The organism is Dyadobacter sp. SRI_021 (genome assembly GCF_057586235.1).
In genome coordinates, this window is record NZ_JBYCZM010000003.1 from 208,355 (window position 1) to 222,434 (window position 14,080).

General features: G+C 49.8%; 8 protein-coding genes. 4 read left to right on the top strand and 4 right to left on the bottom strand.

All coding sequences use genetic code 11. The features are described from left to right. Nucleotides 1-2: 2 nt before the first annotated feature. Both AC2YIT_RS10260 and AC2YIT_RS10265 read right to left on the bottom strand, forming a co-directional pair. Nucleotides 3-3,035 carry a SusC/RagA family TonB-linked outer membrane protein gene (locus tag AC2YIT_RS10260; protein ID WP_487279111.1) on the bottom strand — a complete coding sequence of 1,011 codons (3,033 nt, stop codon included), beginning with the start codon at nt 3,033-3,035 and terminating at the stop codon, nt 3-5. Between the two features lie 167 nt (nt 3,036-3,202). Continuing rightward, entirely contained in the window at nt 3,203-6,097 is a 2,895-nt protein-coding gene (locus AC2YIT_RS10265; RefSeq protein WP_487279112.1) for a triple tyrosine motif-containing protein, read from the bottom strand. Between the two features lie 93 nt (nt 6,098-6,190). Here AC2YIT_RS10265 and AC2YIT_RS10270 point away from each other — a divergent pair, with 93 nt between their 5' ends. Further along, nucleotides 6,191-7,567, top strand: coding sequence for a hypothetical protein (locus AC2YIT_RS10270; protein WP_430844436.1), 1,377 nt, complete (start codon nt 6,191-6,193; stop codon nt 7,565-7,567). Nucleotides 7,568-7,619: 52 nt separating this feature from the next. Here AC2YIT_RS10270 and AC2YIT_RS10275 read toward each other — a convergent pair whose 3' ends face one another. Both AC2YIT_RS10275 and mdh read right to left on the bottom strand, forming a co-directional pair. Beyond that, nucleotides 7,620-10,412, bottom strand: a complete 2,793-nt coding sequence (locus AC2YIT_RS10275; RefSeq protein WP_487279113.1) for a TonB-dependent receptor — start codon at nt 10,410-10,412, stop codon at nt 7,620-7,622. 178 nt (nt 10,413-10,590) lie between these two features. Continuing rightward, nucleotides 10,591-11,517 (bottom strand): malate dehydrogenase, encoded by a 927-nt coding sequence (gene mdh, locus AC2YIT_RS10280; RefSeq protein ID WP_223402136.1) that lies wholly within the window; start codon nt 11,515-11,517, stop codon nt 10,591-10,593. A 208-nt stretch (nt 11,518-11,725) separates the two neighbouring features. On the opposite strand from mdh, the gene AC2YIT_RS10285 reads away from it, so the two are divergent. The 3 genes from AC2YIT_RS10285 (at nt 11,726) to gatA (ending at nt 13,948) form a co-directional block, all read left to right on the top strand. Beyond that, entirely contained in the window at nt 11,726-12,142 is a 417-nt protein-coding gene (locus AC2YIT_RS10285) for a YkvA family protein (protein ID WP_430845349.1), read from the top strand. Nucleotides 12,143-12,212: 70 nt separating this feature from the next. Next, entirely contained in the window at nt 12,213-12,413 is a 201-nt protein-coding gene (locus tag AC2YIT_RS10290) for a Sec-independent protein translocase subunit TatA/TatB (protein ID WP_015813903.1), read from the top strand. 92 nt (nt 12,414-12,505) lie between these two features. Further along, complete coding sequence (gene gatA / locus AC2YIT_RS10295) at nt 12,506-13,948, top strand: Asp-tRNA(Asn)/Glu-tRNA(Gln) amidotransferase subunit GatA (RefSeq protein WP_430844438.1); 1,443 nt, start codon at nt 12,506-12,508, stop codon at nt 13,946-13,948. The last annotated feature ends 132 nt before the right edge of the window (nt 13,949-14,080 follow it).

Genomic DNA, 14,080 nt, shown 5'->3' on the forward strand with positions numbered 1-14,080 from the left:
TCTTAGAAAGTGACGTTAATACCAAAGTTGTAGGTCGCTGAAAGCGGGTACACGTTGGCGTCAATACCGGCTTGGGTCGGTTTGTTTTCGTTGGCTCTTACCTCCGGTGACAAGCCTTTGTATTTAAAGAAGTTCAGAGGGTTCTGCGCATTCGCATACAGACGCAGCTTGCGGATTTTCAACCTTTCGTTGAATGCCTGCGGGAAAGTGTAACCGACTTGCGCATTTCTAACCCGGAAATAGCTGCCGCTCTGTACAAAGAATGTATTGGGCAGATAATTCTGGCCTCCACCGATATTGGCAGAAGGATAGGTGTTTGAAGTCCCTTCGCCATGCCATCTGTTATCGTAGAAATCTTTCGTGAAGTTTTCGTTACCATAGCGCCAGCCCATGTTGGCATTGTAAATATCTACTTTGGCAACACCCTGGAAGTCGAGCATAAGGTCGATGTTCTTGTAATTCCAGCTGGTGTTGATACCGTAGGTGAATTTCGGGTTAGGGTTGCCGATTACCTGGCGGTCGAGACCGGAAATTGTGCCGTCTGGCACTCCATTGGTTCCGCTGATGTCACGGTATCTGAAATCACCCGGTTTGGCATTAGGTTGTGCCGAGTTTTTAATCTCTTCCTGGTTCTGGAAAATACCGTCGACCACGTAGCCATAGAAAGAACCGATCGGGTCGCCTACGCGGGTGCGTGTAGCGAGTGCACCGCTGGTGAGACCCACGCCGCCATCATAAATAGGGTTGGCACCGGATGATACCGAAAGCACTTTGTTGTTGTTCACCGCGCCGTTGAAACCAATGCTGTAAGAAAGATCCTTACCGATTTCATCGCGCCAGTTCAAGGCAAATTCGAAACCTTTGTTTTGGAAATCGGCCTGATTACCTACAATACGACCGGAGCTTGTACCAATGGAAGTCAACACCGGAATATCAAAGATCGCACGCTCGGTTTTCTTGATATAATAATCCAATTCAACGGTCAGTCTCGATTTGAGAAAGGAAGCCTCGATACCTGCGTCGGTACCTACACCACGCTCCCAATAAGTGGTAGGAGGGATAATGGAGTTAATGCTCGCACCGGTATTCAGCTGACCTCCGAAGATCGCCGCCAGGCCGCCGCCGGTCGCCACTGTGAGCGTCGACAAGTTGGAAGGAACGGACGCATTACCGATTTTACCCCAGCTACCGCGGATTTTCAGATTATCGAAAATCGTCTGGTCTTTCATGAAGCTTTCGTTGCTGATTACCCAGCCTGCACCCACCGATGGGAAATAACCCCAGGCATTGCCGCCCTGATAGAATTTGGATGAGCCATCCGCACGCAGAGAAGCATTCAGCATATAGCGCTCGCCGAAAGAGTAGTTCACACGACCGAAATAGGAAGCATACGTTCCGAGATCGCCTTCGTCTTTCACATTGCGGCCATCTGCGCTGCCCAATGCGAGGTAAAGGTCACCTTCGCTGGAATAAGGTACATTCAGTGCATTAGCAGTGAGTTTGTACGATTGGTCGCGCTGAGCGGATTGACCGAGGAGGGCTGTAATGCTATGCTCACCGAAATCTTTGGTATAGGTCAATGTATTTTCAAAGATCCAGTAGCGTGTCTGCGGGCGTACGAATTCGAGGAAACTGGTGGTGTTGCGTTGTTTGAACGTGGCAACATATTGCGGCACGTAGGTACGGGTTTCGTCTTGTCCGTAACGTCCACCGAGGCTGGTGCGGAATGTCAAGCCTTTCAGGATGTTGAGCTCTGCATACGCATTACCTGTAAGAAGTGTCTTTTTGGTATTCTGGTTGTAGAAATCAATCGTAACCTGCGGGTTGAAGTTGTTACCGTCACCCAGATTGTAATCGGTAGGATCACCATAGGTACCGTCGGCATAATAAACTGGTACCACAGGACCTGCTGCATAAAGTTGACGGAAAATGCCGCCCGCCTCGTCTCTTGATTTACTGAAAGAGCCGGTTGCGGAGTAACCCACTTTCAGGTTTTTCAAAACCTGGAAATCGTTTTGCAAACGGGCTGTATAGCGTTTGAAATTGTTCTTTTCAACAATACCATCCTGATCCAGGTAGCCTAATGAGAAGTTGTAGGTGGATTTTTCACCGCCGCCGCTGATCGAAAGTTGGTGATTGGTCACAAATGCATTACGCAGGATCTGGTGGTACCAGTCGGTGCCTTCGCCGAATTGCGAAGGATCGAGGATATCTGATTTTCCATTGATGCGGCTCAATTCGTTGATCATCGTAGCGTATTCATTCGCGTTCGCCATTTTGATCTGATTAGTCACCTTCTGATAACCTACAAAGCCATTGTAGTCGATAACAGGGGCTCCCGATTTACCTTTTTTAGTAGTAATCAAAACTACCCCGTTAGCTGCCCGCACACCATAAATAGACTGGCTGGACGCATCTTTCAGGATGTTCATACTTTCAATGTCGCCCGAGTTGAGGAAGCTGATATCGTCGAACCAAACGCCGTCGACTACATACAATGGGTTAGCACTACCATAGGCCGTTCCAACACCGCGGATACGGATTTGCGGTGCCTCTCCCGGTTTACCAGAGTTGTTGATCTGCACCCCGGCGACTTTCCCCTGCAAACCGCTGACGGCATTCATAGAAGGCTGCTTGGATATTTCCGCCCCTTTGATCTGCGCGACAGCACCGGTAACGTCGAGTTTTTTCTGTGAACCATAACCCATGATCACCACTTCGGTCAGTGCCTTGGCGTCTTCTTGTAATGCAACGTTAAGTGTTGTCTGGTTACCCACCGTGATTTCCTGGGTAGCCATCCCGATCATGGAAAAGACAAGAACAGATTGGGAAGAAGGGACTTTTATAGCGTAGTTACCATCGGCATCGGTAGGAACACCAGTGGTAGTGCCTTTGATGAGCACGCTGGCGCCCGGCAGCGCCGAATTGTCGGCACTCGAAGTGACTTTACCAGTCACATTTATTTCCTGCGCGTAGGAGAAACTTCCCAATGCCAGGAAAACGAGCATGTACAGTAATCGTACAATAGTTTTCATCAGTTTCAAATTGGTGATTGAATTATTATAAGAATTTATTGACTTCAAAATTAAGTTCCAAGCGGGGGAGGAATCAAAAAAAGTACTACATCACCACTACATCAATGAGAATAATGCAAGGTTTGCTGGTACAATAAGGCGTAGGGTAGCGGATTAGTACAATCGCGTCAAATGTCCATCATAAATTGGGCCAGATTAGCATCGTTATCCAATCCAAGCTTTTTACGGAGCCGGTAGCGCTTGATTTCCACACCGCGGACGGAAATCCCCAGTACGGGGGCCATTTCTTTAGTGGAAAGATTCATGCGAAGGCATGCCGCCAGCCGGAGTTCAGAAGGGGAAATGGTAGGGTATATCTGGCGCAGCCTTTTGAAGAACTGCTCGTGTACTTCGTCGAAGTTTTGTTCAAATAAAACCCAGTCGTCTTTGCCCGCGACATTCCGTTCGATACTGTGCAGGAGTTTCTGATAATGGATATTGGGAAGCTGTTGCCCCATTTCGGCTTTTACCTGTTTCAGTTCATCGCGGATCTCTTCCAGGATCTCGTTTTTCCTCACCACGTTGATCGCCACATTGCTCAGTTGCTGGCTCTTGCTCTGGATTTCACTTTGTAGTTTCTCATTCTGGATCTGCATGATTTTCCTTTCACTGGAAAGGCGTTGCTGGCGCAGCTTTTCTTCCTGCTCCTCAATCAGCTTCCGGCGGTGGCGTGCAAGCCGTTTTTCCTGATAGAGGATTAATGCGGCCAAAGCCAACGCGACCAGCACGGCGAAGAGTATTTTGGCAAACAATGTCTCGCGCCAATAGGGCTTCACGCTGAAATGACAGGTCCCGATGCTGTCGTTGACGCTGCTCTTTACTTCGAAAATATAGTCTGCCGATTCCAGGTTTGTAAATTCCACAAAACTTTGGTCTGTCCATTCCGACCACTGGTCGGTCAGGCCTTTGAGCCGGTACTTATATTGCACGTTCTGGCCGTACACCGGCAAGGCAAATGCAATGCGCAATGACCGTACTTCGGCGGGAAGTGACGGACTGCCTGAAATCGGGAAGGTTTCGTTCAGATTACGAAGGTTGGCTACTCTGCGGACCACCGGCGGGCCGGCGGCCTCATTTTGCTCATCGGGCGATTTACGATTGTATAATGCGTACCCGTTATCGAGGCAGAAGAAATAGTAGTCCTCTGAGAGCGCTACCACCGTTTCACTATTGCGCACAAGTGTGAGCGGGAGGTTTCGGGTTTCTTTACCCCGCTGATAGAATGCTACACGGTTCATAAACACTTTGAACCAGTCACCCTGAGGACCTGTCCGTATTTTGTAATTTTCCTCTTCCCTGGGAAAATCCGCACTTGGAACGAGCTTGCCGGATGGATCAGGCTGGAAAAAAGCATTGCCCGAGCGTACGCGCACTTGTCCATTCAACCACTGAACCACTTCGATGGAAAATTCGCTGGGTAGTTCCTGCGGGGCTTTAAATTCTCTCCATGACAGGGCAGAATCCAGTGCTGGCGTCAGCTTAGCCTGAAACAGTCCTTTATAGGCATGTCCGAGCCAGAATGTGCCCGAATTGTCGTGTGCGATCTGCCGGATCGGAATGGGTGGCAGCTTTTTGACGGGATAGGCGTATGCCCAGGCACCGCGAGCGTCTTTTTTGTACACATGCAGGCCCACATAGGCGCCTTGCAACAGAAGTGTATCGTTTCCGTTTCGCACGGGAACAAATACCCAGCCGCCGTTGATATTGGAGATTTTTGTTACGCCGTTTTCCGAAATGCGATAGGTCGCGTCGTTATGGCCGCAAAGCAGCTGATCGTCGATTACTTTGAGTGTCCAGGTTTGCCCTTCAAGACCCCACACGGGCCGGAACGGTTCGGGGGAAAGCCATTTTTTAACAAATACGCCCTTATTAGACCCTACGTAGAGGTTCCCATGCCAGATGGCGGCTGCGTAGGTAGAACCTAACGGATTATCATTGGTCTGGTAGGCTATAATCGGCGAGGACATTTTCATCATATCGATTCCCTGATCGAGGCCGATCCAGAGCTGCTGCTGCGCATCTTCTTCCAGAGCCAGTACCGTGTTGTTCTGCAAGCCGGTTTCCTTGTTGAACTGATATTTCAATGCGCCATTCCTGGAAATGACGTAAACGCCATTTTGTATTGTCCCGAAAACGACACTGCTATCACGTGTCATTACGATAGCGCGGTTAATAATATTCCTTTTCAATTCCCCGGAAATGGCGATATCCCAGGGAGTGAGCACCCCGTTTTGCCAAATGTACAGTCCATGTTTGGTCGTCGTGATCAGAATGCCGCCATTGGGGGAAGGCAGAATGGAAGAAACGGTGGCAGGCGAAAGGATTTCGGTGCCGCGCAATGGTTCGAACCGCTCTCCTTTTAACTCATAAATACCACGGCCGATCGATTGTACCAGCACGCGGTTTTGTACGAATCGCATGAACATGATATTGCCCGGCCCTTTGATTTCTTTCAGATTTTTGCCGTCATACCGGTAAATGTTCGAAAAAGACTGGAAATAGATGTATTTGGGCGTTTTAAGAATATGCCAAATCTCTTCAGTGCGCAGGCTCGCAAAGCCAGCTTTTTTACTCAGCGAATAATATTTCAGCTGGCCGTCTGCTTCTTTTTTCCAATACCCGAACTCCGAAAAGCCGCCCACATAAATGCGCTGTTCGGGTTGAGTCGTCCGATTCAGGACTTTTCCTCCGACTGGTTCGGTTGATTGCTCGTCGTAAAGTACCGTCCGAACGATCTGACCATCGGGCAATGGATATAGCTTCCAGGATGCTCCGTCGTGTTCCAGCAGACCGTCGGAATTGGCGGAATAAATCAACCCGTCGGCGCTCTGGCAAATGTCCCAGTTTTGGTTGTGGGCTTTGTAAAGTGTGGCCGGATAGTTGATCAAAGGGGGTGTTTCCTGCGCGAAAACGGGGAGGAAGATTGTCGCCCAAAAGAGTATGGCAGTAGCGCAACCCGCCTTATATTTGAAGGCCCGGCCTGGGAAATGACTTTTTGCAAGTCGTTTTGCTACCGTGTTCAATATTATTTTCAATTAACTACTAATGTCGTTTTTAGCTCTGTCAGAAGGGTTTTATAACGATGTCGGTGTGTATCTAACTCAATAGTACTCTTAATGAAAAAATTCCTTTCCCTCATGCTCCTCGGCACGGCTGCCGCGGCGCAGCCTGCCATGTCGCAGGACAACAACAAGCGAAATGATATTCGTTACAATCTTAATGAATCCGGTTCACATTATGTAAAATTCACATTCACGAATCAGGTATGGCTGAGGCTGAATGATAACAATCCCGGTACCACTGTTTTAAGCGACCCGAAGACCAACACTTTCGACATTGGGCTCCGCCGTACCCGCATGCAGTTGTTCGGCCAGCTTACTGACCGGATATTTTTCTATACGCAGTTCGGAATGAACAATTTTAACAAGGTGAGTGCATTTCCTGCTTACAATACTGCCGGCACCCCTAGCCAGCGTAAGATCGCGGCGTTTTTCCATGATGCCGTCGGCGAATATGAGGTGCAGCGGAAAGGCAGCAATTTTATCCGTTTCGGTGGCGGGCTTACGATCGTAAGCGGCTTCTCCCGCTTTTCGCAGCCCAGCATTGGTACCATTATGACCATGGACGTCCCCGTCTTCGCGCAGGCTACGGTTGATCAAACCGACCAGTTTTCCAGAAAGCTGACCGTTTACAGCCGCGGGCAGATTGGGAAGCTCAACTACCGTGTCGGTGTGGCCGATCCTTTTCCGGTTGAAACCAGCGGCTCCACACCGGCTGCGCTGAATCAGAACGCCGTTTTCGCTCAGCGGAAAAACAGTAAACAATTCCAGGGGTTATTCATTTACAATATTTTCGATACTGAAGACAATACGACGCCCGGCTACATGACGGGTACCTACCTCGGTAAACGCAAAGTGCTGAATGTAGAAGCCGGCATTACTTCCCAGAAAAATGCGACCTGGCGCAAAGAAGCGGTGGATACGCTTTACAGCAACATGACACTCTGGTCGGTAGCCGCCTACCTGGATATGCCTTTGAATGCAGAGCAAGGAACTGCATTGTCGGCCTACGTCGGTTATTTCGGAACAGATTATGGCAAGGGCTACCTCCGTTACAACGGCATTATGAACCCGGCTACCGGAACCACACAGCCCATCGCGGGTGTAGGCGGCACGCACGGGAACGCCTACCCGATGTTCGGAACGGGCAATGTGATCTACGCGCAGGCTGGTTATAAATTAAAGGAGGGCTTGCTGGGGAACCAGGGTACGTTGATGCCCTATGCCTCGCTGCAACGCGGTGACTATGACCGGTTGCAGGATGCGACGAATGTCTACAACGTAGGCGTGAATTGGCTGATCAAAGGGCATAACGGCAAACTGTCGCTCAATTATGAGAACCGGCCGGTTTACAAAAATGCTTCGGTTATGAATGAGTTGGAAAAGAATGGCCGGAAAGGCAGCTGGACGCTGCAATATCAGATTTCAATTTAAATGCAAACATCCCGGGCCGAAACCGACCCGGGATGTTTGCATTTAAATTGACTTAAAAATTGAAATTAACCCTGGCAAATAAGTACCGGCCGTTGAAACCCATTTGCTGCACACGGCGGGAGTATACGAAGCGGCCTGAGCTCACATTGCCCGAATGGGTGTGCTTGTCCTGATACACATCCAGCACATTGTTTGCGCCGATGGTGAGGCCGATGCCTTTCACCACGTCATAGCTCAATGCGATATCGGTCACCATTTTGGCGCCGAAGGTCTGGTCGAGCGTTTCTTTTTGCCCGGTTAATGCGTTTACAGGCCATGCATCCGGCTTGTAGGGGTCGATGGTCGGGTCCCAATAAGTTACCTCTCCAAAGCGCACGCCACGGAGCATCGCGCCAAATTTTCCTAACTTATAGTTAATCGTCAGGCTTTGCTTGTTCCGCGGGCTTGCGATCTCGAAACGGCTCAAATCCTCCCGGTTGAAATAGGTATTAACCTGGTTGGTCTGCACCAGGATATCCGACGCATGGATAATAGGTTTGCCGTCGGCACCTTTTTTGACCTTGTTTTGGATAAATGTCCCTGCCAGCACTGCCCGCAATGATTGGGTACGGCCGAACTTGGTGTTGTACGAAAGCACGCCCTCGATCCCGCGTGAACGCGTGTCAACTGCATTGGAAAAGAAATTGGCCGTCGTCGCATTGGCTGCGGCCAGCTGGGCTTTCAGATTGGCATTACCGCCGTCATTGAAATTGTTTGTCAACACAATGCGGTCGTCGATATCAATCTGGTAAGCATCGACAGTCAACTCAAATGCATTGCTGATCTGGATAGTGGATCCTACCGTAAAGCTTTGCGAAGTTTCCTGTTTGAGTTTTGGAATACCCAGGATTTCAGCCGGTTTGCTGTCGTTGGTGAATGTGCCGCTTTCCTGCGCAACCTGTTGGCCATTTTGAGTCACGAAGAGGGTATTGGTTTTGGCATAATAACGCTGCTGCAACGACGGCGCACGGAACCCGCTGCTGGCCGAGGCTCGCAATGCAAAGCCTTCGGTGATTTTGTAGCGGGTCGCAACCTTGTAGTTGAGGGTATTTCCGAAGTCAGAATAGTTTTCAAAACGGAGTGCTGCGCTGAGGACCCACGATTCGGTAATATCCTGCTCGAGATCCAGATAGCCGGCCACGCTGTGCCGTGAATGCGATCCGGCATTCTGCGGAAAGAACCCCGAGAACACCTGCGCGCCTGCGGCCACGCCTGCTGCTACATCATAATTTTTGTAGGAAGCCTCCTCTCCGGCCGTGATCGTATATTTTTCACTTCGCTGTTCGGCGCCCAAGGCGACGTTCAAGCCGTGCAGCACTTCGAATTTCCGGCCGAAATCGAGGTTAATGGTATTTTGAGAAAATCCATTGCCTCCGGCATTGAACTCCCGCTGAAAATTAGCGATCGATACAGCCTGGGTGTAGTTCACGGAATTGGTAATGCGGTAATCGAAATCGTTCTTGCCGAAAGTGTTGCTGAGGTCGAACCGCCATTCGCCCAGTTTTCCCCGGATACCCGCAGCTGCCGAAATATCGGTCACATCGCTATTGATTTCGGGCAAAAATCCATTGGGATACACCGCGAAGACATTCGTACGCACAGCCGCAGGAACGCCATTGGGATACCTGTAAAAACCGGCCGCATTTCCTTTCTTGTTGTTATACTGGCCGAATGCATATACATCCAGCCGCTCGTTGAGTGGTATGTCTGCATTGATCACCACGCCGCCGCCTTTTACTTCCGAGTTACCGATCCGCATATCGAAGTCGTTACGGGTGAGCCCTCTTTGCGCGAGAATCTCGTCATCGATCACCTTGCCGTCGACAGCCGGGAACAGCTGACCGGTGTAGGTACCGGTGCGGTTGGTCGCTCCGCGCTTCACATATTCGCCGGTAATATTTACGAAACCTTTCTGCCCCACTTTCAGCCCGTAATTGAGGCCTACTTGTGCGGTACCACCATCCGTAATGTTTACGGATGCATCCTTATTGTTGTTGATAATGTAGTTCTTGTCGTAGCTCGTTACGTTTTCGCCGTACGACACGTTTCCGCTCAGCCCGGTGCGGCTTTTCAATATGATGTTGATCACCCCTGCAATAGCATCCGAACCGTATTGCGCGGCGGCCCCATCACGCAGGATTTCGATCTTCTCTACCGCAGTCGCCGGTATCGCATTCAAATCGGTGCCTACCGTGCCCCGGTTAACCGTGCCATTCACGTTCACGAGTGACGACTGGTGCCTCCTTTTACCGTTCACAAGCACGAGTACCTGGTCGGGCCCAAGGCCGCGTAGCTGCGCGGGATCGATGTGGTCGGTCCCATCGGAAATCGTCTGCCGCGACGACTGGAACGAAGGCGCGATGTATGTCAGGATCTGGTTGATATCCACCTGCCCGACACTATTTGTGATTTGTGATACCGGAATAATATCCACCGGAACAGGGGAGTCAATACGCGAGCGCCCGCCGCTGCGAGAGCCTGTTACCACAATTTCGCCCAGCACTTCGGAAGATTCGGCCAACGCTATATTCAACGGTGAAGATTGTCCCGCCGAGACGACTGCGGGGACGATCTTGGGCGTATAGCCGATGAAGGAAATAACGATGTTGTAAGTGCCGTCGGCCACATTTAGGGAAAAATTTCCATCTGGGTCCGTCACCGTACCGGTGTTGGTTCCCTGTACGAGGATCGAGACGCCCGGTAGCGGAGCCCCATTCTTTTCGTCGGTGATCTTCCCTTTTACGGACTGCGCCAGGGAGCCAAGTGAAGCGGAGATAAAAAGCAGAAGTAATAGTGTTTTTTTCATAGACTGTGTGTTTAAAGAGTGAAATGTTTGTTGATAGATAAATAGTATTAAATTATCAATTTATTATACTATTTAATCATAAGTTAAAATAAGTCGATGCCAAAACCAAATGGTAATGCAAAGAAAAAGCCGGCCCGGAAACCCGGACCGGCCTGTATTTTAGTTATTTAAGTTTCGCTTACAAGTTCAAAGCGGCATTCATTGACCGAACGGCCTCTGCTGACTTTTCAAACGCCGCTTTTTCGGCATCGCTCAGGCGCAGATTGATGATCTTTTCCCAGCCTCCGCGACCCAAAACTACCGGCACACCCATACAAATGTCCTTCTGGCCGTACTCTCCATTCAGGTAAACGCTGCAAGGCACAATGCGCTTCTGGTTGCGGACAATGCTTTCCACGAGCATCATCGTGGCTGCGCCCGGCGCGTACCATGCCGAAGTGCCGATGAGTTTGGTGAGGGTAGCACCGCCTACCATCGTGTCGGCAGCCACTTTTTCGAGCTGGTCGGCCGAGAGGAAGCGGCTTACCGGGATACCATTGTAGGTAGCCAGACGCGTCAGCGGGATCATCGTAGTATCACCGTGCCCGCCGATTACCATTCCGTGGATGTCGAGCGGCGAAACGTCCATAGCCATTGCGAGGTAGGTTTTGAAGCGTGCGCTATCCAATGCGCCGCCCATACCGATCAGGCGTTTTTTAGGGATACCGGAATCTTTCAGCGCCAGGTAGGTCATCGTGTCCATCGGGTTGGAAACCACGATCACGATCGCTTTCGGCGAATATTTCAAAAGGTTTTCTGTAACTCCCTTTACGATTCCTGCATTGATGCCGATCAGCTCTTCGCGGGTCATCCCCGGCTTACGAGGCAGTCCGGAAGTGATTACTACCACATCAGAGCCCTTGGTCTTCTCGTAATCATTGGTCGAGCCGATGGGCTTGGTGTTGAATCCCAGCAAAGCGGCTGTCTGGTACATATCCAGTGACTTACCTTCGCTGACGCCTTCTTTGATATCCAGCAACACCACTTCTTCAGCCAGCTCACGACGAATGATATTATCGGCAGTGGTTGCGCCTACCGCACCCGCACCTACAACAGTAATCTTCATAGGGAAATATGGTTAATTGTATAGAAATTGATGCTTTTTATATTTTTTCCTAAAAGTATGATACATAATTTGTTTAAACCAAGCGGAAATTGATTTTTTGCCGCAAAACCTCGGGCCGCCATCCGGAACGCAATTTTTTCGGTAAATTGATAGTTATAATGGCTTTATAAACCACTTTTCCCTGCTTTGTACCATGAAGGACGAGTCAATGATTTCGCGGATTTTACAGTCGATATTTTTTAGGAATGCCAAAGGGAAAGCAGGACGTTACGCCAGAAATTCTACCCGCTTGTTTGAGCTTGCCAAAGAGGTGCTGGGAAAACTCCAGACGGTAGGCTTCAAGGGAAACCTTGCCGAATTCCAGTCGAGTGTCCAGCTGCTGCTCCGCATGGTGAAAGCCTACGCTTCCGGCGAATATAAGGAGCTTCCATGGAAAAGTCTGGTATCGATAGTCGCTGTGCTCATTTATTTCGTATCCCCCATAGATCTTATTCCTGACTTCCTGCCGGTTATCGGTATCACCGACGACGTGGCCCTGGTGGTGTGGCTCATCAAGACGCTGGGAGAGGATATCCGGAAATTTGCGGATTGGGAGAAGGCGACGAAGACAATTAATATCGGATAAAAGTCACGGCAGGTCTGGTTGTTATTAAAAAGAATAGTTATTTTTGTAAACATTAATAAAAGAAACAGATATGGAATCAATAACCGTTTTAGGAATTATGGGGTTGGGCGGACAGGAGATCTTCCTGGTTGCTCTGTTCGTGTTGCTTTTCTTCGGAGCAAAGAAAATCCCAGAACTTATGCGCGGTTTGGGGCAGGGTATCAATGAGTTCAAGAACGCTACTAAAGACGTTAAGGAAAATATTGAAAAAAGCATGGAAGACCCCAAATAACGCTTCCATCTTATCGAAGGTTTGATCCAGAGCCATTAAGCTACCACTTAACGGCTCTGATTCTTTATTTACAACCCCACAAAAAAATTGCCTTGAAAGAGTATCTGACGCTGGCCGAAATTCAGAGAGATTTACGTGAAGAAGGTTTGACGTGCGTCAAGTTGGTTGACCACTATTTGGAAAAAATAGAGGCTAACAAGCATCTCAACGCTTTCGTTGAAGTATATACCGAGGAAGCAAAAAAGGCCGCCCTGGCCGTAGATGCGAAGATCGCCAATGGTACTGCCGGGAAGTTGGCAGGTATGGTGATCGGTCTTAAAGATGTGCTTTCACTCACTGGCCACGGTTTGCAGGCCGGAAGCCAGATCCTTCAAAATTATACGGCACCCTATACCGCAACCGCCGTGCAGCGGCTTATCGATGAAGACGCGATCATCATCGGGCGGCAAAACTGCGACGAGTTTGCGATGGGTTCTTCGAATGAAAACTCTTCGTTCGGGCCGGTGCTGAATGCCGTTAACAATGCCAAAGTTCCGGGCGGGTCGTCGGGCGGTTCGGCAGTAGCCGTTCAGGCCGGGCTTTGCCATGCTTCGCTGGGAAGCGATACCGGCGGTTCGGTGCGCCAGCCAGCAGCATTCTGCGGGGTGATCGGCGTGAAGCCTTCCTATGGCCGCGTTTCACGCTACGGGCTCATTGCCTATGCTTCGTCATTCGATTGCATTGGCCCCATTACCAAAAGCGTGGCCGATGCTGCATTGCTGCTGGAAGTAATGTCGGGTGCCGATGATTTCGACAGCACGGTTTCGGAACGCCCGGTTCCTGCTTACACGGCGAACCTGGAATGGAAGGGTAAAGCAAAAATTGGGTATATCCGGAGCGCGGTGGAGAATGAAGCGATTGCTCCTGAGATCCGTCGGCAGACATCCGAAGTGCTCAACCGCCTGCGCGCGGAAGGGCATGAAGTGATCGGCATCGATATGCCTTTGCTGGACTCGCTATTACCTACCTATTATATTCTGACCACCGCTGAGGCGAGTTCGAACCTGTCGCGTTTCGATGGCGTGCGGTACGGTTACCGCAGCCCCGAATCAGTGGATCTGGAAAGCATGTACAAAAAAACTCGTACAGAAGGTTTTGGAGATGAGGTAAGGAGAAGAATACTATTGGGTACTTTCGTATTAAGTGCAAATTATTATGATGCATACTATACCAAGGCGCAACGCGTTAGAAGATTGGTGCGGGAGGAAACGAACCGGTTTTTTGAGCAGTTCGATTTCCTGATTTCTCCGGTAACACCTACCACAGCTTTTACGATTGGTGAAAAGACGGAAGATCCGTTACAAATGTATCTGGCCGACATTTTCACTGTGCAGGCGAATGTCGTGGGTAACCCTGCGGTATCCATTCCAAACGGGCTGGACGACCAGGGGATGCCAATCGGGATTCAGATTATGGCCCCTTACTTCGGAGAGGAAAAAATGCTGGCATTCGCCCACTACCTTACCGAGTTGAATAAGGAAGAGGCCGTGGCGTAGGGCCTGGCATTTGAATGCGAGCGCTGTATTGATAACCAGTGTATTAAAGAAATTATCGTGCCAGAATAACCGGCGACCATGTTACGTTATTCTGAATGAAGATATTGTGTGAATATTTAAAAATGTATTAGA

What these genes read in the sequence shown, in the direction of transcription:
- AC2YIT_RS10270 (WP_430844436.1), top strand. Translation starts at nt 6,191, where the DNA reads ATGAAAAAATTCCTTTCCCTCATGCTCCTCGGCACGGCTGCCGCGGCG.
- AC2YIT_RS10275 (WP_487279113.1), bottom strand. Translation starts at nt 10,412, where the DNA reads ATGAAAAAAACACTATTACTTCTGCTTTTTATCTCCGCTTCACTTGGC.
- AC2YIT_RS10285 (WP_430845349.1), top strand. Translation starts at nt 11,726, where the DNA reads ATGATTTCGCGGATTTTACAGTCGATATTTTTTAGGAATGCCAAAGGG.
- AC2YIT_RS10290 (WP_015813903.1), top strand. Translation starts at nt 12,213, where the DNA reads ATGGAATCAATAACCGTTTTAGGAATTATGGGGTTGGGCGGACAGGAG.
- mdh (WP_223402136.1), bottom strand. Translation starts at nt 11,517, where the DNA reads ATGAAGATTACTGTTGTAGGTGCGGGTGCGGTAGGCGCAACCACTGCC.
- AC2YIT_RS10260 (WP_487279111.1), bottom strand. Translation starts at nt 3,035, where the DNA reads ATGAAAACTATTGTACGATTACTGTACATGCTCGTTTTCCTGGCATTG.